Origin of the sequence: Microbacterium alcoholitolerans, from assembly GCF_050408615.1 — a bacterium.
Taxonomy (GTDB): domain Bacteria; phylum Actinomycetota; class Actinomycetes; order Actinomycetales; family Microbacteriaceae; genus Microbacterium.
Genome location: NZ_JBNTKD010000001.1, coordinates 2,681,960 through 2,700,705, shown reverse-complemented (window position 1 = coordinate 2,700,705; position 18,746 = coordinate 2,681,960). Strand labels below are relative to the sequence as shown.

General features: G+C 69.2%; 20 protein-coding genes. 7 read left to right on the top strand and 13 right to left on the bottom strand.

What is annotated here, in order from left to right; translation table 11 throughout:
• Positions 1-5: 5 nt before the first annotated feature.
• Positions 6-569 carry a DUF402 domain-containing protein gene (locus ACQUSX_RS12995; protein ID WP_428907335.1) on the bottom strand — a complete coding sequence of 188 codons (564 nt, stop codon included), beginning with the start codon at positions 567-569 and terminating at the stop codon, positions 6-8.
• A gap of 41 nt (positions 570-610) precedes the next feature.
• On the opposite strand from ACQUSX_RS12995, the gene ACQUSX_RS12990 reads away from it, so the two are divergent.
• Complete coding sequence (locus ACQUSX_RS12990) at positions 611-1,324, top strand: class I SAM-dependent methyltransferase (protein ID WP_428907334.1); 714 nt, start codon at positions 611-613, stop codon at positions 1,322-1,324.
• A 152-nt stretch (positions 1,325-1,476) separates the two neighbouring features.
• Here the strand turns inward: ACQUSX_RS12990 and ACQUSX_RS12985 are convergent, their stop codons facing one another.
• Positions 1,477-2,325 (bottom strand): PPK2 family polyphosphate kinase, encoded by an 849-nt coding sequence (locus tag ACQUSX_RS12985; protein WP_428907333.1) that lies wholly within the window; start codon positions 2,323-2,325, stop codon positions 1,477-1,479.
• Positions 2,326-2,381: 56 nt separating this feature from the next.
• Here ACQUSX_RS12985 and ACQUSX_RS12980 point away from each other — a divergent pair, with 56 nt between their 5' ends.
• Complete coding sequence (locus ACQUSX_RS12980; RefSeq protein ID WP_428907332.1) at positions 2,382-3,944, top strand: DNA recombination protein RmuC; 1,563 nt, start codon at positions 2,382-2,384, stop codon at positions 3,942-3,944.
• 29 nt (positions 3,945-3,973) lie between these two features.
• On the opposite strand, the gene menD is transcribed toward ACQUSX_RS12980, so the two are convergent.
• Both menD and ACQUSX_RS12970 read right to left on the bottom strand, forming a co-directional pair.
• Positions 3,974-5,644, bottom strand: a complete 1,671-nt coding sequence (gene menD / locus ACQUSX_RS12975) for a 2-succinyl-5-enolpyruvyl-6-hydroxy-3-cyclohexene-1-carboxylic-acid synthase (RefSeq protein WP_428907331.1) — start codon at positions 5,642-5,644, stop codon at positions 3,974-3,976.
• Positions 5,641-5,982: a PLDc N-terminal domain-containing protein gene (locus ACQUSX_RS12970; RefSeq protein WP_428907330.1), complete on the bottom strand. Its 342-nt coding sequence runs from the start codon at positions 5,980-5,982 to the stop codon at positions 5,641-5,643. The genes menD and ACQUSX_RS12970 overlap by 4 nt, the downstream gene beginning before the upstream one ends.
• Before the next feature lie 103 nt (positions 5,983-6,085).
• On the opposite strand from ACQUSX_RS12970, the gene ACQUSX_RS12965 reads away from it, so the two are divergent.
• On the top strand, positions 6,086-6,358 hold the full coding sequence (locus tag ACQUSX_RS12965; protein ID WP_428907329.1) for a DUF4229 domain-containing protein: 273 nt from the start codon (positions 6,086-6,088) through the stop codon (positions 6,356-6,358).
• 45 nt (positions 6,359-6,403) lie between these two features.
• On the opposite strand, the gene ACQUSX_RS12960 is transcribed toward ACQUSX_RS12965, so the two are convergent.
• The 3 genes from ACQUSX_RS12960 to ACQUSX_RS12950 are packed head-to-tail and all read right to left on the bottom strand — an operon-like array spanning position 6,404 to position 7,717.
• Entirely contained in the window at positions 6,404-7,048 is a 645-nt protein-coding gene (locus ACQUSX_RS12960) for a dihydrofolate reductase family protein (protein WP_428907328.1), read from the bottom strand.
• Complete coding sequence (locus tag ACQUSX_RS12955) at positions 7,045-7,350, bottom strand: DUF4287 domain-containing protein (protein ID WP_428907327.1); 306 nt, start codon at positions 7,348-7,350, stop codon at positions 7,045-7,047. The genes ACQUSX_RS12960 and ACQUSX_RS12955 overlap by 4 nt, the downstream gene beginning before the upstream one ends.
• A 10-nt stretch (positions 7,351-7,360) precedes the next feature.
• Positions 7,361-7,717 (bottom strand): cupin domain-containing protein, encoded by a 357-nt coding sequence (locus ACQUSX_RS12950; RefSeq protein ID WP_428907326.1) that lies wholly within the window; start codon positions 7,715-7,717, stop codon positions 7,361-7,363.
• Between the two features lie 60 nt (positions 7,718-7,777).
• Here ACQUSX_RS12950 and ACQUSX_RS12945 point away from each other — a divergent pair, with 60 nt between their 5' ends.
• Positions 7,778-8,800 carry an ArsR/SmtB family transcription factor gene (locus ACQUSX_RS12945; RefSeq protein ID WP_428907325.1) on the top strand — a complete coding sequence of 341 codons (1,023 nt, stop codon included), beginning with the start codon at positions 7,778-7,780 and terminating at the stop codon, positions 8,798-8,800.
• Between the two features lie 21 nt (positions 8,801-8,821).
• Here the strand turns inward: ACQUSX_RS12945 and ACQUSX_RS12940 are convergent, their stop codons facing one another.
• From ACQUSX_RS12940 to ACQUSX_RS12930, 3 genes are read right to left on the bottom strand one after another with little or no spacing between them, the layout of a single operon-like run.
• On the bottom strand, positions 8,822-9,619 hold the full coding sequence (locus tag ACQUSX_RS12940; protein ID WP_428907324.1) for a protein phosphatase 2C domain-containing protein: 798 nt from the start codon (positions 9,617-9,619) through the stop codon (positions 8,822-8,824).
• Between the two features lie 3 nt (positions 9,620-9,622).
• Positions 9,623-10,588 carry a 1,4-dihydroxy-2-naphthoate polyprenyltransferase gene (locus ACQUSX_RS12935; protein ID WP_428907323.1) on the bottom strand — a complete coding sequence of 322 codons (966 nt, stop codon included), beginning with the start codon at positions 10,586-10,588 and terminating at the stop codon, positions 9,623-9,625.
• Positions 10,589-10,627: 39 nt separating this feature from the next.
• Positions 10,628-11,080: an Lrp/AsnC family transcriptional regulator gene (locus tag ACQUSX_RS12930; protein WP_428907322.1), complete on the bottom strand. Its 453-nt coding sequence runs from the start codon at positions 11,078-11,080 to the stop codon at positions 10,628-10,630.
• Between the two features lie 71 nt (positions 11,081-11,151).
• On the opposite strand from ACQUSX_RS12930, the gene ACQUSX_RS12925 reads away from it, so the two are divergent.
• Positions 11,152-12,573 carry a DUF6421 family protein gene (locus tag ACQUSX_RS12925; RefSeq protein WP_428907321.1) on the top strand — a complete coding sequence of 474 codons (1,422 nt, stop codon included), beginning with the start codon at positions 11,152-11,154 and terminating at the stop codon, positions 12,571-12,573.
• A 170-nt stretch (positions 12,574-12,743) separates the two neighbouring features.
• Positions 12,744-13,388 (top strand): SDR family NAD(P)-dependent oxidoreductase, encoded by a 645-nt coding sequence (locus ACQUSX_RS12920; RefSeq protein ID WP_428907320.1) that lies wholly within the window; start codon positions 12,744-12,746, stop codon positions 13,386-13,388.
• On the opposite strand, the gene ACQUSX_RS12915 is transcribed toward ACQUSX_RS12920, so the two are convergent.
• Entirely contained in the window at positions 13,367-14,854 is a 1,488-nt protein-coding gene (locus ACQUSX_RS12915) for an MFS transporter (RefSeq protein WP_428907319.1), read from the bottom strand. The two genes, ACQUSX_RS12920 and ACQUSX_RS12915, sit on opposite strands and share 22 nt — an antisense overlap.
• Before the next feature lie 86 nt (positions 14,855-14,940).
• Between ACQUSX_RS12915 and ACQUSX_RS12910 the strand changes: the two genes are divergently transcribed.
• Positions 14,941-16,008: a threonine aldolase family protein gene (locus tag ACQUSX_RS12910; protein ID WP_428907318.1), complete on the top strand. Its 1,068-nt coding sequence runs from the start codon at positions 14,941-14,943 to the stop codon at positions 16,006-16,008.
• A 159-nt stretch (positions 16,009-16,167) separates the two neighbouring features.
• On the opposite strand, the gene ACQUSX_RS12905 is transcribed toward ACQUSX_RS12910, so the two are convergent.
• Positions 16,168-18,084: a M3 family metallopeptidase gene (locus ACQUSX_RS12905; RefSeq protein WP_428907317.1), complete on the bottom strand. Its 1,917-nt coding sequence runs from the start codon at positions 18,082-18,084 to the stop codon at positions 16,168-16,170.
• Positions 18,085-18,132: 48 nt separating this feature from the next.
• On the bottom strand, positions 18,133-18,717 hold the full coding sequence (locus tag ACQUSX_RS12900; protein ID WP_428907316.1) for an NUDIX hydrolase family protein: 585 nt from the start codon (positions 18,715-18,717) through the stop codon (positions 18,133-18,135).
• Positions 18,718-18,746: the final 29 nt, after the last annotated feature.

Below are 18,746 nucleotides of genomic sequence, written 5' to 3'. Positions count from 1 at the left end.
CCAGCCTACTGGCCCGAGGTTTCAGGGACCGACACGGCGTCGAGGTGGTCGAGCCAGCTGTTCACCGTCGTGTCGTCGAACGGCGGATGCTGGGAGCGGACCTGCTGCTCGAGCTCAAGGGTGAGGGTTTCGAGATGCGTCATCACATCGGCCGGGTAGCCGTAGCGGATGCTGTGCTCCGCCCACTCGTCGCGGTCGTCGACGTAAGTGCCCTGCTCGTTCAGACGCCGCACGACGTCGAGATCCATGTCGATGCCGGTGACCAGCATCGGATCGTCCCATCGCACTTCCCACGCCAAGTCGATGTAGATCCGCAGCGCACGGGGGTGGTCGCGGTGCACCGTCAGGGCGTAGTCCGAACGCCCGCGGGGGATCAGCGTGACGTTGGGGGTCTCGGCTGTGAACTCGTAGCCGGGACGCGTGCTGGTCCAGCCGGTGCGCTGGCCCAGCCAGTCGCCCCACTGATCCGTCCCCAGGTAGATGCACTCGCTGCGCCAGTGCGGCGAGCCGTCCCACTTGCGCCACTGCATGGTCATCACGGTTCCGGGCTCGGGTCGATGTGCATCCACTCGGGGAGTCTACGGCCACGGCATCCGCCTAGGATCGACACATGACCTCGTCGAACCGCGCCGACCTCGGTAAAGACCCCTCGCACGTGAGCGGCATGTTCGACCAGGTCGCGGCCGGGTACGACCGGACGAACACGGTGATGACGTTCGGCAACGATGCGCTGTGGCGCGCGGCGACGACCCGAGCGGTCGCGCCGAAGCGCGGCGAGCGCATCCTGGATCTGGCGGCGGGCACGGCGTCGTCCTCCGCCTCCCTCGCGGGAAGCGGAGCGCACGTCGTCGCGGCGGACTTCTCCCCCGGCATGCTGGCTGAGGGCCGGCGTCGGCACGGCCACCTGCCGAACATCGCCTTCGTCGAGGCGGATGCCACCGACCTGCCCTTCGCAGACGACGAGTTCGACGCCGTGACGATGTCCTACGGCCTGCGCAACGTGCAGGATCCGAAGAAGGCGATCGCCGAGCTGCTCCGGGTGACCAAACCGGGTGGACGCCTGGTGATCAACGAGTTCTCCACCCCGCCTGGCAAGGTGTTCCGCGGGCTGTATCGCTTCTACAACGCGCAGATCCTGCCGAAGGTCGCCCGCCTGGCGGGCACCAACGGCGACGCCTACGACTACCTGAACGAGTCGATCCGCGACTGGCCCGATCAGCGCACCCTCGCGGCCTGGATCCGCGAGGCTGGCTGGACCGGCGTGGAATACCGCAACCTCAGCTTCGGCATCGTCGCCCTGCACCGCGCACGCAAGCCGCGCTGAGCGGCTCCGCGCCCCGCGCGCCCTGTCGACCCGCCCGCCCCGTCGAACCGTCGAGACCCCTACGTATCGCCGACACACCCGGGGCGGGTGCAGGCGCGCATACCCAGGGGTGTGGGCGGGAACTGGGGGTGTCGGCGGCGAGCAGGTCTGCGTCAGCTCGCTTCGAGACGCTTCTTCTCGGCTTCGACGTCGAAGCCGGCCTCTGGCCACTGCGGATCGATGTCCTGCAGCACGTCGATGAGCAGCTCCTGCACGGCCAGCCGCGCGTACCACTTGGCGTTGGCCGGCACGACGTACCAGGGCGCATCAGGTGTCGCGGTGCGTTCGAGGACGGTCTGATACGCGGCCATGTAGCCGTCCCACAGCATCCGCTCGTCGACGTCACCGGGGTTGTACTTCCAGTACTTGTCCGGACGCTCCAGGCGCTCCATCAGCCGCGCCTTCTGCTCGTCACGCGAGATGTGCAGCATCACCTTGACGATGCGGATCCCGGATGCCGTGATGCGGCGCTCGAATTCGACGATCGCCTCGTACCGGCGCTCGATCTCGGCGGCGTCCGCGAGCTCGCGAACCCGGCCGATGAGGACGTCCTCGTAGTGGGAGCGGTCGAAGACGCCGATGAAGCCCGGCCGCGGAAGGCGCTTCTCGACGCGCCACAGGAAGTCGTGCTCGAGCTCCTGGGGTGTCGGCGCCTTGAACGCCGCGAGTTCGACACCCTGCGGATCTACGCCGCCGACGACGTGGCGGACGATCCCGCCCTTGCCCGCCGTGTCCATCGCCTGCAGCACGAGCAGCACGGCCGGACCGCCTTCGTGCCGGCTGGCGAACAGCCGCTCCTGAAGATCGTCGAGCACCTCCTCGCGCCGGAGCAGCTCCTCCTCGCCGTCCTCCTTGTCGCCCGAGAAGCCCGGCGTCGCATCCGCGTCCACCTCCTTCAGCGCGAAGTCCTCGCCGACCCGCAGCAGCTCGGCCGGGTCCTGCTCCCACTCATGCTTCGACATGAACACATCATGCCCGCATAGTCGAAGTGTCGGTGGCCTGCGACACAATCGGAGCCATGGACGCATCGATTCTCATCATCGTGGTCGCCGTGCTGGCCGCAGTCCTGGCCGGCGGGCTCGGGTTCGTGCTGGGCACGCAGCGCGGGCGGGCGTCGGACGCCGCGCAGCGAGCGGCCGCGGAGGCAGCACAGCTGCGCATCCAGTCGCTGGACCGGGATGCCGTGGCGCTGCGCGCCGAGATCGCATCGCGTGTGCAGGACGAGCGGGCCCTCGCCGAGCGACGGGTGGCCGAGGCGAGGCAGCAGGGCGAAGCGGCGGTTGCGGATGCCAGGGCCGAGGCGCAGTCCCGGCTGGAGCACGAGCGCGCCGAGCATGTCCGCCGGCTCGCCGAGGTCCGCGACGAGGCCGACGCCGATGTCGCGGCCGAGCGCCGCCGGGCGGCCGACCGGCTGGAAGAGCTGCGCGCGGATCAGAAGCGCCTCGCCGACCAGTTCGACGCCCTCAGCCGCAAGGCGCTGGAACAGAACACGAAGGCGTTCCTGCAGCAGGCCGAGGAGCGCCTGAAGCGCAGTCACAGCGAGGGAGCGGCCGAGCTGCAGAAGCGACAGGACGCCGTACAGCAGCTGATCGAGCCGATCCAGAAGACGCTCGACACGGTCAAGACCGAGATGACGACGGCCGAGAGATCGCGACTCGAGGCGAACGCCGCGCTCAGCGAGCAGCTGCAGTTCATGCGCCAGTCGTCCGAGACGCTCGGCTCCGAGACCCGCAACCTGGTGAACGCGCTGCGCGCGCCGCAGGTGCGCGGTCGGTGGGGCGAGCTGCAGCTGCGACGCGTTGTCGAGGCGTCCGGCATGGTCAACCATGTCGACTTCGACGAGCAGCTGCATCACACCACCCATGAAGGGGCGCTGCGCCCCGACCTGATCGTGCACCTGGCCGGAGACAAGCGCGTCGTGGTCGACTCGAAGGTGGCCTTCAGCGGCTACCTCGAGGCGATGGAGGCGACCGACGACACGGTGCGCACGCAGCGCCTGCAGGCGCACGCCCGGCACCTGCGCAAGCACATCGACGACCTCGGTGCGAAAGAGTACTGGGACGTCGTCGCCGGCTCCCCCGAGTTCGTAGTGATGTTCGTTCCCGCTGAGCCGTTCCTCGCCGCCGCTCTCGATCAGGATGCCACGCTGTACGAGTACGCCTTCGAGCGCAACGTCGTGATCGCCACCCCGTCGACGCTGATCGCGCTGCTGCGCACGGTCGGACATGCCTGGCGGCAGGATCAGCTCGCGCAGGAGGCACAGCAGATCTTCACCGTGGGCAAGGAGCTGCACAAGCGCCTCGGCACACTCGGGCAGCACCTCGCGAAACTCGGGAAGAGCCTGAACTCCACCGTCGACGCGTACAACCGCTTCGCGGGCTCGCTCGATCGCAACGTCGTCACGCAGGCCCGCCGGTTCAGCGCGCTGCAGGGTCTGGATGAGGTGCTCAGTGACACCTCGCCCGTTGAGGCGCTGGCGATCGCACCGCAGAAGACCGACCTCTACGACGGCGACCAGGGCCCGCAGGAGGATCGCTACGCCTCAGCCGACCTCGGCGAGATCACGCAGCGGCTCGACTGACGTCGCGCAGGCTCAGCGCTCGCGCAGGCTCAGCGCTCGAGCGGGATCTCGATCAGCTGAGGGCCGGGGACCGGCGAGGTCAGGGCCTGCTCGAGCGAGGAGCGCGTGCTGACGTGCGCGAACTCCCAGCCGTACGCCTCCGCGACGGCCCGCAGATTCGCTGTGTGCGGTGTGTAGAACGCCCGATCCAGATCCTCCGCGGCGGCGGCCGCCGCGACCTCGAGTCCGTCGAAGATCGTGCCGCCGCCATCATTGCCGACGATCACCTGGATCCGTGGGGCCGGTTCATCGCCCGGCAGCAGCAGGGCTCCGACATCGTGCAGGAACGCGAGATCGCCGAGCAGAACCCGGGTCACGCCCGGAGAGCCCTCGGCCTGGCTGGCGAGCGCGATGCCGATACCGGTCGAGATGGTGCCGTCGATCCCCGCAAGACCGCGGTTCGCGTGCACCGGGACCTTCTTGCCCCCGAGCACCTGATCGGCCACGCGCACCAGCCGCGAAGACCCGAACACCAGTCGGTCGTGCGGCCACGTCGCGCGCCACGCGGCATCCACCAGCATCTCGCGATCGACGCGCTTGCGCACGACATCGAGCTCGGCGCGCACGGCGCCGAGCCGCGCGGCCTTGTCTGCGGAGTACAGGCCGTCCTGATCCGGCGCGGGTGCACTCAGGTCGACGACCGCGGCCTGCGAGGCAGCCATCCACGCACCCAGCCACTGTCGGTCTGCGGCACCGTCCGCGACGGTCAGGGCATCCACCGCTGTGGTGCACCCGTTGAGGTCGAGCGCCTCGCCTCCGCGACGCACCGCGAGAACGTCCACATCGGTGCGGCTGAGCAGCGCCGTCACCTCACGGCTGAGCGTCGGATGCCCGAAGACCACGGCCCGCTCGATGCGGCCGCCGAGGGACTCGTCCCGCAGCAGCTCACGGTAACCGTGCACGATGAGGCGTCCGAAACGCGCGCCGCTGACGATCTCCGCAATGAGCGGCCAGCCTCCCGCGTGCGACAGCTCTTCGGCATCCGAACCAGCGTCCGCTCCCGCGATCACCACGGTGCGCGGACCACGCGCCAGCTCGACGGGCGTCGATGCATCACGGCGCGGCAGTTCGCCGGCGGCGGCGGTCACCTCGCGCGGTGCGGACAGCGGCTCGCGGGCGGGAAGATTCAGGTGCACGGGTCCGGCGACGCCGACGAGCCCCTCGCCCTCGAGACCGAGTGCGGCGCGAACGGCCTGCGCGCCGAGCCCGTCCCACGCCGTCGGGAGTCCCGCGCCCTCGGGCACCGGAGCATCGATCTGCAGACGCACGAACGGTCCGAAGATGCCGGGCTGGATGCTGGCCTGATTCGCGCCGACCCCGCGCAGCTCGGGCGGGCGGTCCGCGGTCAGCAGCAGTAGCGGAACCCCCGCGTGGAAAGCCTCCATGGTCGCCGGCAGCAGGTTGCCCGCGGCCGTGCCCGAGGTGCACACGATCGCCGCGGGCGCACCGGTCTCGCGCGCGAGGCCAAGGGCTGTGAACCCGGCGACGCGTTCATCGATGCGCACGTGCACACGCACCGCGCCGCTGCGGGCGAGCGAGGTCGCCGCAAGCGCGAGCGCCTGCGAACGAGAGCCCGGTGCGAGCACGAGATCGCGCACGCCGTTGCCGACGAGCTCTGCCAGCAGTGCGGCCGCCGCGTCGCTCGCGGGCGACGTCGTCACGACCGCGGATCCGCGCCGTCGGCCTCGTCATCGAGGCGGGCGAGCTCCTCTTCCAGCTTGCGGATGCGGGCATCGGACTCCGCCGTGCTCATCCGGCGCAGCACCTCGGGATCGTCATCGGGTGCGAGCGGATAGGTCGTGTGAGTATCGCCCTTGCGGCGACGCCCCAGCGCGAACCACAGGATGCCCCCGACCACCGGCAGCAGCACGACGATCAGCACCCAGATGCTCTTGGACACGCCCCGGTGGCGCGACGCCGGCTGGGCGGCCACGTCGACGATGCTGAACACCCAGAAGATGACAGCCAGGAAACCGCCGACGATCAGGAAACGCGCCATGCTCCCAGTGTAGGTCGACTGCGCCGCACGGGCACCGTGCGCAGTGCAGGTCAGCGGCCCGACGCACAGCCGCCGCCTAACCCACGGCTCCTAGACTGGAGCCGTGAAGCTGCCACCCCTCCTCGTCTACACCGTGCTGCGGCTGCTGGCGTTCCTCGTGCCGCTCGCGGTCATGTGGCTCTTCTTCCCCATCTTCCGCGAGTACTGGTGGCTCGCCGCTCTCTTCGCCGCTCTGATCGGCATGAGCATCTCACTGCTGTTCCTGCGCGCGCCGCTGTCGCAGGCATCCCGGGAGCTCTACGAGAGGCGAGCGGGGTCGTCGCGCAACAGCGAGACGGACGAGGATGTCGAGGACCAGGCGGGCTCTGGCGCCTGATGTCAGGCGCCAGGTCGCGAACGTCCTGGATTCTCTTCGCGACGTTCAGCGCCGCTGGAAGGTCACGTGAGTGACGCCGCTCTCGGCGACCTCGCTCGTGATCTCGTAGAGCCGTTCGATTCCCCGCAGTTCGTCCCAGATCCGCTCGCCTCGTCCCAGCACGACGGGAACGACCGCGAGGTGGAGGCGGTCGACCAGGCCTGCCGCGAGGAACTGCCGCACGACGGACACGCCACCGCCGATACGCACGTCGGCATCACCCGCGATCTCGGATGCCCGCGCCAGGGCGTCCAGCGGTGAAGCCTCGACGAAGTGGAACGCTGTGCCGTTCGCGAATTCGATCGTCGGACGCGGGGTGTGCGTGAGCACGAGCACCGGAACGCGGAAGGGCGGCTCCTCCCCCCACCAGCCGCGCCAGTCGGGGTCGTCGCCGTACAGGTGCAGCCCGAACATGCCGGCTCCCATGATCTCGGCGCCAGTGCCCACGAAGTACTGGGCCGCGTACTTCTCATCGACCCCCGTCGTCCCCGCTCCGGACGTCTCGCCCAGCACGCGCTCGCGCATGGTTCGCGTGGCGAGATACGCTTCCACCAGCTTCGACCAGTCCGCACCCATCGGATTCTCGGGTGTGGGGTCGGCCGGTGCGGCGAATCCGTCGAGTGAGATGTTCAGATCGACCTTGACGGTCATGACGCGCCGCCCGATGTCGCCGGATTGGTGTCCTTGCCGTCGAGCCACAGCGTGTCCGCGGCGTCGCCGTGTGAACCTGCCTTCCCGACGTGCTTGTCGCTGATCTTCGGCCCCTTCGTGATCACGTGCACGAGCGCCATGCCGTGCCCCCTGCCGAGGTCGTAGTCGTTCTTCAACCACTCCAGGATGGGCGTCGCCTTGGTGTCCGCGCCGAAGCCGCGCTCGGACGCCAGCTGGATGAACTGCCGGGGCGTGAGGCCCGTCTTGGTCTCGATGTTGTCGAGATAGCTCTGGAAGGACATTGTTCTCCGGTCAGTCGATGTCGGTCTGGATGATGACGGCGGAGGCATGGATGCCGATCAAGCGCATCGTCCCCGTGCCGGTGTTGGTGAACCTGTGCGGGACGTAGGCGGGACCCGTGACGGTGTCCCCGGCGCTCGCGCCGATCTGCGCGTCGCCGACGACGAAGGTGACCTCACCCTCGAGCACGACCCATGTCTCGGGGTACGGATGCCAGTGCAGCTGCGCGCCCTGCCCGGGTTGATTGTCGACGTAGAAGTACGAGACTCCGGCGCCGTGATCGCTGCCCTGGAATCTGCGCGTGCGCCCATTCGACAGCAGGATCTCGTGCGGGGCGACGAGCGTCGGCTCGGCGAGTGTGTTGACCATGTTGCTCCCTTCGTGCGGTTCACTCTTCCGCGCCACGACGCGCACTCCTATAGTTTCGATGTGACTCGAAACATACCGCTCGAGGGTGTCGAGCATCCGGACCATCGGGTGAAGTTCCGACTGAGTCCGGGCGACATCCAGGCGGTGCGCTTCGGGATCTCTCCCGGCCACGAGATGGTGCACGCCGTGCGGGCGATGCTGCGCCCCGCCCAGCATCCGCTGCAGTGGGGCTGGCTGCGACAGGCTCGCGAGCGCGTGCCCGCCGAGCCGTTCCGGCTGCTCGCCGACGTCATCGGCGCCGACGGCTACCTGCCCGACTTCCTCACCGCCACTCCCCGCTGGGATCTCACGCCCGAAGAGGAGCTGCTCGCCCTGCGCACGGCCGCTGTCGCCGGCATGCGCGTGGACTTCGGCAAGATGGTGCTGCGCTCCACGGGCGAGCGCCGGGCGGCACTGCGCCGGATGCAGGGGCATCCCGAGCACGCCAGAGCCCTGATCGCCGAGGCCTGGGAGCGGGTGTGGGATGCGCTGCTCGCCCCGCTCTGGCCACAGCTGGAGCGCATCCTGCGAGCCGACGTCGCAGTGCGCTCGCGCACCAGCGCGACCGAGGGGATCGGACGCATGGCATCCGGCATCCACCCGTCCGTCAGCTGGAGCGACGACGCGGTGCGCGTCTCGCTGCGCCGGCACAGCGAAGACGTCGACTGCCGCGGCTCGGGGCTTGTGCTGGTCCCGTCGGTGATGGGCTCGGCCGGCTGCATGGTGCTCACCGAGCCGCCGGCGCAGCCGACGCTCTTCTACCCGGCGCATGGAGTGACGGCGGGATGGGCGGGCGATACCGCCGACACGGCGTCGGCGCTGGCCGCGCTGATGGGTGGGGCGCGCGCCGAGATCCTGCTCGCCGCACACGTCGCGCGCACGACCTCGCAGGTTGCGGCGGATGCGGGCATCGCCGTGTCGACGGCGTCGCACCACCTCGGCGTGCTGCGTGCGTCAGGGCTGGTGACGAGCACGCGCGACGGCGCTCGGATGCTGCATCTGCGCACCCCGCTCGGCGAAGCCGTCGTCGGCGCGGCGCTCTGACCCCAGCCGCTCAGACATGTTTCAGAACGTCGCGGCCACCAGGGTGATGTCGTCATGGAGCTTGGCGAAGGGCAGCGGGCCCGCGGCATCCTCCGCAGCGCGGACCTGCGCGGCGATCTCGGCGAGATCGCGATCGGATGCCAGTGCCGCGAACCGTTCCAGCGTGTGTGCACCAAGGCGCTGGAACCCGCGGGTGCCGCCGTCGGACGCGGCGACGATCGCGCGCAGCTCTCGAATCGGCGTCAGCCCGGTGAGCGCATGCCGCGCGGCATCCGGTTCGGTGTGCGCACACCAGAAGCCGCCCTCGGTGTTGCGCATCCGATCCAGCGCGGTGAAGCGCATCTCAGCGGGCGCCGCGTCGAGGCCGGCTGCCTTCGCGAGTTCACGCGCGCGCCGGTCGACGGCTGCGTCGATGCGGTCGTCGGTGATCTCACCGGGCATCCCGTCAGCCCCGACGATGATGATCGACGCGTCGCAGAGAACCAAGTGCTCCACGACCTCACCGCTGATGCGCCAGGCCGCGACCGTCGCACTCGGCGAGCCGTGCCGCAGGTCGCACGCATCCGCGTGTGACGCCGTCACCTCCGCGATCGCTGCGGCGAGGGCATCCGACATGCTCGTCGCACGATCGCCGAGCCCGACCCGGAACGCCTCCGCGAGCGTCCGCGCGTACCAGGCGACCGAATGGCCGCATCCGCGACGCAGCGACTTCGGCAGCCCGGCGCCGTCGACGACCACGACGATTCCGTCGCCCATCGCGCAGGCGTCTTCGCTCTCCCGCCCGGGTTCGGCGGCCAGAGCGAAGAGAACGGGATCCATCGATCAGCCGACGAACGCCCAGTAGAGGAAGCCGGCGTAGACGAGCGCCGTCAGCGAGGTGAGCCCCAGTGCGATGACGAGCTCGCGCGGCTGCCGGTACGACCACACGATCACGATCGCCGGAAGTCCTGCCAGCAGGGCGAGCAGCGACAGCCATGCGATCGGGAACAGCAGCGCGATGGTCGCGGCCAGAGCGAACGGCGCCAGCACGAAGAGGGTGAAGAGCACCTGCGTGGCGCGCTTGCCGATCAGCACCGTGAGAGTGCGCTTGCCGGACTCGCGGTCCTGATCGATGTCGCGCAGATTGTTGGCCAGCAGCACGGCGCAGGCGAGCAGGCCCGCCGCGATCGCTCCGAACCACGCCTGCAGCGGCAGCTGGAACGCCTGCACCCAGGTGGTGCCCAGCGTCGCCACGAGACCGAAGAAGATGAACACGAACAGCTCGCCCATGGCGTTGTAGCCGTAGGGCCGCTTGCCGCCGGTGTAGAACCAGGCGGCGACGATGCAGAGCGCGCCGATCGCCAGCATCCACCACTGCTGAGTGCGGATGACGATCGCGAGACCGGCGAGCGCCGCGAGCGCGAAGAACACCAGCGCGACCGTGAGCACCCTGCGGGCGGGCACCCGTCCGGAGGCGGTGAGTCGAGCGGGCCCGACGCGCTCGGCGTCCGTGCCGCGGATGCCGTCGCTGTAGTCGTTGGCGAAGTTGACGCCGACCTGCAGCAGCACGGCGACGGCGAGGCAGAACAGTGCGATCACCCAGTGGAAGTCACGGTCGACGGTCTGCGCGGCCCCGGTGCCGATGACGACAGGCGCGACCGCGAGCGGCAGCGTGCGCAGTCGGGCGGCGCCGATCCAGTCCTTGGTCGTCACCGGGCCGAGTTCGAGAACCGGCCGCTTCGCCGGGTTGCCGCTGGTGCGCCGCTTCGGGTGCGAGGGCTTCTTCGTCTTCTTGGAGGATGCTGCCACGTCCGGCATCCTACTGGCCCGTCCGATGCGGACCCGAGGCTACGTGCGCTCCGTGACGATCGGGCGGCGCTCGTAGAAGGTCTGCAGCACCACGGTGGTGCGCGTGCTCACGTTGGCTGCCAGACGGATGTCGCGCACGAGCTGTTCGAGCGCCCGCGGCGACGCCACTCGCACGAAGAGGATGTACGCGGCATCGCCCGCGATCGAGTGACATGCCTCGATGGCGGTCAGATGCTCCAGCAGCTCAGGCGCGTTGTCCGGCTGGGCTGCATCGAGGGGCGTGATCTCGATGAACGCCGACAGCGGCGCGCCGACCTGCTCGGGGTCGACCACCGCCTGGTACCCGGTGATCACACCGCGTGCCTCCAGGCGCTTCAGCCGCGACTGAACGGCCGACGTCGACAGTCCGACGGCCTGGGACAGCTGTGCGAGCGTCGCGCGCCCGTCCAGCGATATCGCGGCGAGTATGGCGTGGTCGACAGCATCATCCATAGGTGGAAGAATATACGGTGGATCCGGATATTGCCGGAAACATTCCGCCCATTACGCGATCGGAGGTTCACATGTCCATCATCACGCCGAACACGCAGGCCATCATCGGAGAACCTGAGGTTGTTGAGGATGCTGCTCGCGCAGAGCAGAGCGCGGCATGGATGCTGCTGAAGGACGCTGCGATCGCCATCCGCGAGCTGCAGGTGAAGGACGGCTCGATCCCGGCATCCGAAGACCACGACGCAGCCGCCCAGCACGTCGCTTCGATCATCGCCGGCATCCGAGCCCTCTCCCCCGCCTTCCCTCATGACGCCGCCTACCTCGACGCGCTCATCGTCGACTTCCAGCGCTGGGCCGACGACGGCTTCGGCGTGCCGGACTTCCTCGACTCGCTGGTGGCGTTCCAGCCTCAGCAGAACCGGGTCGATGGCATCCGGCACCTCGTCGTCTTCCCGATGTACACGCAGAACGGATCGAGCGACCGCCTCGTCGAGGCACTCATCGTCGAGACCATCTGGCCGGAGTTCATCGGCGAGCTCGAGGCGGGCGACCACGGGAACAAGCTGTTCGTCTCGCTGCGACTGATCGACTTCACTCCCGGTTACGACACGAATTCGGCTGTGCTGTTCCCGGAGACCGTGGCGATGCGCGAGATCCCCGCGTTCACCTGGGGTGCGATCTTCCAGGACCGGGAGGCCGCCCGCTACCGTCGCGTGGTGCGCGCAGCATCCGAGATCACCAAGCTCGACCTGCCAGCCGACGCCGCACGCATGCTCGATGACCAGGCTCTCACCGAGAAGACGTTCGTGATGTGGGACATCATCCACGACCGCACCCACATGCGCGGCGACCTGCCGTTCGACCCGTTCATGATCAAGCAGCGGATGCCGTTCTTCCTGTACTCGCTGGAAGAGCTGAGGTGCGACCTGACCGCGTTCCGCGAGTCGGTGAAGATCCAGAAGGCGCTGACGGCGCGCGCGGCTGAACTGTCGGATGTTGAGCAGGAGATGCTCGATCACGCCGGCCTCGTGCAGTACGCGGTGATCTTCGATCGCATCTTCCGCTTTGCGATCACCGGTTCACGGGTGCGCAACTACGACGGGCTGGGCGGTCAGCTGCTGTTCGCCTGGCTGCACCAGCGCGGCGTGCTGCACTGGACCGACACACAGCTCGCCTTCGACTGGGACGGCGTACCCGACGCGGTCGTCGCGCTGGGAGACGCCATCGACGACCTGTACTGGCGCTCGATCGACCGCCCGAAGACCGCGCACTGGCTGGCGGCGTACGAGCTCGTGCGCTCGACGCTGACGCCGAACCCGGCATCCGCCTGGGCGCGCGGCCTGTCGGACGACGTGCTCGCCGGTGCGCCGAAGGGATACACCGACGCAGTCCTGGACGACGAATTCCCGCTGTCGATGTTCTTCGAGGCGCTGCAGAAGAAGATGAAGCCGGTCATCGAGTCGACCGTCGGCATCCGCGGCACCGATCTGTAGCCGGCACCGATCTGTAGCCGGCACCGATCTGTAGCCGGCACCGACGACTGAGCCGGTTCGACTGAGCCGGTTCGACGCTGCAGGACGGTTTCACTTCTGCAGGATGAAATCAGGCGGAACGTCCTGCAGAGTTGGAATCGTCCTGTGTTCTTGAGCGACGGGAGGCCCGTATGAGCGTCGAGGGACGCATGATCGTGGTCGCGGGGGCGACCAGCGCCGCGGGTGTTGCGGTGGTCGAGGCGCTGCTCGCCGGCGGCGCGCAGGTGGTGGCCACCGGCCGTTCGGCCGAGGGGCTCGTCCCGCTGGCTGCCGCCGGGGCACAGACCGAGGTGTCGGATGCCACGGAGCTGGCCGACATGACGGCGCTCGCAGACCGGCTGGGGGCCGTGGACGCCGTGATCCCGCTGGTCGGCGGCTGGCGCGGCGGCGGCGGCCTGGCCGGACAGAGCGACGAGGACTTCGCCGCGCTGCTTCCCTCGCTGCAGGCCCTGCGCGCGACCTCTCGCGCCTTCGACAGGCTGCTTCAGGCGTCGGATGCCGGCCGCTTCGCGATCGTTTCATCCACGGCGGTGGAGCGCCCCCTCGCCGGCGGCGCGAACTACGCCGCCATGAAGTCCGCCGGCGAAGCCTGGGCCCGAGCGGTCGCCCACGGCTTCGCGAAGGCGGCCAGGGATGCCGAAGTGCCGCTGCGTGCAGCATCCGTCATCTACCGTGCCAAGGGCCCGCTCGATCCGAACGCGCTCGCGCACGCCGTGGTCGCATTGTGGGATCGGGGCGCCGCCGAGCTGAACGATCAGGTCGTCACATTGCGTTGAGGCGGCTCGCCCTCGTCCGGCTCGTCGGATGCCGTCAGCTCCGCGGCCCCGGAACCGGCATCGGCGAAGCCGCCCCGCGCCGCGACCGGATCGAGGGCGACGTCCGATGCCGCCGCCTCCTGCTCGGGAGCCTTCGCGTACAGCGCGCTGAGCGTGCGGTACGACCGTGTGCGGAACGCGAGCAGCGCGACGATCACGATGATCGCTCCGGCGAACAGGCAGATCAGGGCGATGCCGCGCGCCTCGCCCTCCCCCAGCAGCCAGCCCCACCGGTGCTGTCCCTCGTCGCTGCGCATGTACGGGATGATCAGGAACTCGGCGACGGGCGCGATCAGGAAGGCCGTGATCGGAGCGGATGCCGCCTCCATCGCCGATGCCGCGCCGAACACGCGCCCCTGACGCCTGAACGGCACGACCTTCTGGATCACGGTCTGCTCGGCCGCCTCTGCCGGCGGGATCAGCATCATGTAGAGCCACATGCCGATGACGAACAGCGGCCACCATTCGCGCAGCATGAACAGCGAGCCGAGCACGCCCATGGCGATCACGACGAACAGCAGTGTGCGCACCGGCTTCTTCCCGAGACCGAATCTGGCCACCAGCGCACCGCCGATCAGGAACCCGGTCGACGAGAACGCCAGCGCGAACCCCCAGGTCTGCGCATTGAACAGCGTCAGCCCGTATGGGTCCATCAGCGCCATGTACACGCCGCCGATGAGGTTGTTGAACGTCGAGAAGATGATCAGTGCGAACAGCCCCGGCGCCGCGCGGATCGCCGCGACGCTGCCGCGGAAGTCGAGGGCGCCCGGCGCACTCGCGTCGTGTTCGGGCTCGCTCTCGGGGATGCGCACGAACAGCAGATGCAGGAACGTCAGCGCCATCGCGACGATCGCGATGATGAGGGTCCACCCCATGCCGAGGAATCCGATCGCCAGCCCTGAGAACACGCTCGTGATCAGGAAGGCGATGCCCTGCACCGTGCCCACCAGGCCGTTGGCATTCGCCCGGCGATCCTCGGGGATCAGCAGGGTCACGGTCGTCGACAGAGCGATGTTGCGCAGCTGCTCGATCACACCACCCAGCAGGATGATGCCGGAGAACAGCCAGAACCACGGGCCGCCGAGATTCAGCAGCTCGGATTCCGGATGCAACAGATACAGCATCCCGGCCAGAGCGAAGGCCACAGCGGAGACCACGCTCGACATCAGCATCACGGCATGCTTGCGATGCCGATCGACCAGGGTGCCGAACACCATCGAGAAGAACGCGATGAACAGCATGTATGCGCCGCCGATGATCCCGGTCGCGAGCACCGATCGCGTCTCTATGTACACCCAGAACGTCAGGGCGAACCACAGGAAGCTCGTCGTCACGTTGGCGACGAGCGTGTTGATCAGGACGTTCGCGAACGCCCGTCGTGCTGCGGTCTCGATCACGGGTAAGAGCGTAATCACGGCATCCGACATTGCACAGACCCGGTTCCGGCATCCGACCTGGGAATTCACCGCATCGCGAGTGCTCGCGGCCGTCCGCTCGGTCGTAGGCTGGTGCAGTGAGCATTCTGCATGACACCGCCGTGCGCGGCTTCGCATCCGACAACTACTCCGGCATCCATCCCGAGGTCCTCGCGGCGATCGCGGATGCCAACGGCGGCCACCAGGTCGCCTACGGCGAGGATCAGTACACCGAGCGTCTGCAGGAGGTCTTCCGGAACCACTTCGGCGAGGGCGTCGAGGTGTTCCCGGTCTTCAACGGCACCGGGGCGAACGTCGTCGGCCTGCAGTCGATGCTCCCCCGCTGGGGAGCGGTGATATCGGCATCCACCGCCCACATCAACGTCGACGAGGGCGGCGCTCCCGAGCGCGTCGGAGGCATCAAGCTGCTGACCGTGCCGACCGACGACGGCAAGCTCACCCCCGAGCTCGTCGACCGCGAGGCCTGGGGCTGGGGCGACGAGCACCGCGCGCAGCCGCTGGTGGTCTCGATCACTCAGTCGACCGAGCTCGGCACCCTCTACACCGTGGACGAGATCCGCGCGCTGGCCGATCACGCGCACGAGCGCGGGATGAAGCTGCACGTCGACGGTGCGCGCCTGTCGAACGCCGCCGCCGCCCTCGACCTGCCGCTGCGCGCCTTCACGCGCGATGCCGGCGTCGACGTGCTCAGCTTCGGCGGCACGAAGAACGGCGCGATGCTCGGCGAGGCGGTCGTCGCGCTGAACCCGTCGGCCGCCGATGGCCTCGTCTACGGACGCAAGCTCAACATGCAGCTGGCCTCGAAGATGCGCTTCGTGTCGGCGCAGCTGATCGCTCTGCTGGAGGGCGACCTGTGGCTGCGCAACGCCCGCCATGCCAACGCCATGGCCGCACGCCTGCGCTCCGAGATCGAGCAGGGCCTGGCCGATGGCTCGATCCACGGGGTCTCGTTCTCGCAGCCGACCCAGTCGAACGGCGTCTTCGCGATCCTGCCCGACGGCGTCGCCGACAAGCTGCGCGAGAGCTTCCGGTTCTACGACTGGGATGCAGCGCGCAACGAGGTCCGCTGGATGTGCGGCTTCGACACCGAGGAGTCGGACGTCGACGCCTTCGTCGCCGCTCTCTCCGCCCTCACGAAGCGCTGACCATCCCGCGCTGACCGCCCCGCTCGTTCGTCCCGCTTGTTCGTCCCCGCCGCCCCTGCCCGTCGCCGCCGCCCCTGCTGGGTTGCGCAACTCAGCAGGGGCGGGGATGCTCAGCAGGGGCGGTGACGGCGACAGTCGGCGGATGCCGGAGCGCCGTACTCAGGCGGCGGGCGAACCCAGCCACCGGCGGTACGCGTCGACCGTGAACGGGCGACCCAGGAACGCCTCGACCAGGTCCGCGGCGTCGCGCCTGCCGCCCGGCTCTAGGATCTCGCGGCGGTAGCGGGCCGCCGACTCGGCATCCATCAGTCCCGCTCCGAAGCCGGTGAGCAGGTCGCGCGCGATCACGAGGCTCCACTGGTAGGTGTAGTAGCACGAGCCGTAGCCGGTCAGGTGGCCGAACGCCGCGTAGGAGTGCGTCCCCTCAATCGGTCCGAGCGGGCTCGACACCGCGTACCAGTGGTCGGTCGCGGCGGCGAGGTCCGCCGGCCGGTCCATGTGCAGGTGGTACGAGACGCGGGCGTGACCCAGCTGCGTGCGCACCAGCAGCGCGCGTCCGAAGGCATCCGCCTCGCGCATCCGCTCGACGAGCTCTGCGGGGATCGGCTCGCCCGCATCGTCGATGGCGAAGGTCGCAAGCACATCGGCATCCCACACCCACTCCTCGAGCATCTGGCTGGGCGCCTCGACGAAGTCCCACTCGGTCGCCACCCCCGAGAACGGCGCCCACAGCTGGTCGCCGCCGAGGATGTCGTGGACGAGGTGCCCGAACTCGTGGAAGAACGTCTGCACCTCGCGGTGCTCCATCAGCGCGCGCGGGAAGTTGCACACCAGCGCGGCCTCGGGCACGACCTTCCCTCGCACGCCCGGTGCGAGCGGGAAGCAGGCGGCGTGGTTGAACTTGCCCTCGCGCGGATGCAGATCGAGATGGATGCGGCCGATGCGCGCTCCGGCCCGCACGACGTCATAGGAGCGGACGTCATCGTGCCAGGTGGCGACGTGCACCGGCACGTACTCGATGTCGAAGAGCCGACCGGTCGTGGCCAGCAGGCCCTCGAGCACACGCGAGAAGTCGAGGTGGCGGCGCACCTGCTGCGCGTCGACCGCGAAGCGCTCCTCGTGCAGCCGGGTGAGCAGGTACAGACTGTCGGCTGCCGTGACCGATTCCGCGTCGGGCTCGTCCTCGCGCAGGCGTGCGAGCAGCAGCTCGTACTCGGCGTCGGATGCCGTCTTGGACGCACCGTCGACCTCATCGAGGAAGGATGCCACGCGCGCGGCGGAGCCGGCCATGCGGTCTTCGGTCTCGTAGTCGGCCCAGCTGGCGTAGCCGAGCAGTTCAGCGTGCTGCTGCCGGATCTGCAGCAGCTCGGCGAGCACGGCGTCGTTCTCGGGCCAGGCGAGGTCGGCGCGAGCACGACGCAGCGCGATGCGGGTCTCGCGGTCGCGGGCATAGTTCATCACGGCCATGACGTCGAGGTTGTCGGTCGAGATCGCGACCAGGCCGTCATCGCCGACCGGATGCCCGTCGATGAAGTCATGCGGAAGCCCCTCGAGCTTCTCCGGGGCGACGCGCACCTCGCGGCGCCCCTCGCGGATGTTGCGCGCGAACGTGACGCTGAGCTCGGTCTCGCGGGCGGCGAGCTCGCGCAGCCGCTCCCGCGTCGCGGCGTCCCGGTCGGCCCCGCCGCGTCGGAAGTCGCGCAGCATGTGCTCGCGCAGCCGTGCGGCGTCGACGTCGAGTCCCGTGGCATCTGTCGCCGCGAAGACCGCCGCGAGGTCGGCATCCGTCATCAGCTCGGCTTCTTTCGCCTGCGCGGCGGACGTGCGCGACTCCGCCGCCTCACGCACCTCGCGGTCGGGATGCACCTCGCTGAGCACCTCGGCCTCGCTGTGGGCCCGGCGCAGGTCGGTCTGCAGGTCGTTCCACAGCCCAAGCACCTCGAGGGCTGTGCGCTCGGACCCGTCTTTGAGCTGTGCAACGATCTCGTCGATGCCGGCCAGGCGCTCGTCGGTGCGGGTGGCGGCGAACGCAAGCCAGCCGGCGGGATCGGTCGGGAAGACGATGGGTTCAGTCACCCGACCGAGCCTACGCGCGGTGCGACCGCCCCTTCGCACCGGATGCTGTCAGCGCAGCAGCCCGAGGTGGGCGAGCGCCTGGCGGATCAGGGTTCCGCGACCGCCCTCCATGTCTGCCGCGAGAGAGTCTGTCGCCGCCTCCTCGGGAGAGAACCAGGTCACCTCGAGAGCGTCCTGGCGCGGCTCGCAGGTGCCGGTGACCGGCACGACGAACGCGAGCGACACGGCGTGCTGACGATCGTCGTGATAGGCGCTGATGCCCGGGATCGGGAAGTACTCCGCGACCGTGAACGGGTCAGGAGACGGCGGCAGCAGCGGGAAGGCCATCGGCCCGAGGTCGTTCTCGACGTGGCGGAACAGCGCATCGCGGATGCTCTCGCCGTAGCGCACACGGCCCGACACGATCGTGCGGGTCATCTCGCCCATCGGCGTCGAGCGCAGCAGTACGCCGATCGAGATGACCTGCCCGGAGCCGTCGGTGCGCACCGGGATCGCCTCGACGTAGAGCATCGGCAGGCGCCGCCTGGCCTCTTCGAGCTCGATGTCGCTGAGCCAGCCGGGATTCGCGTCGCGCGGCGCATCGTCGAAGCCGAAGTCGTCGTCGGGGTCGGGGTCGGGTGTGCGCACCGTCATGGGTCATGTCTACCAGCGTCGGCGGCTGC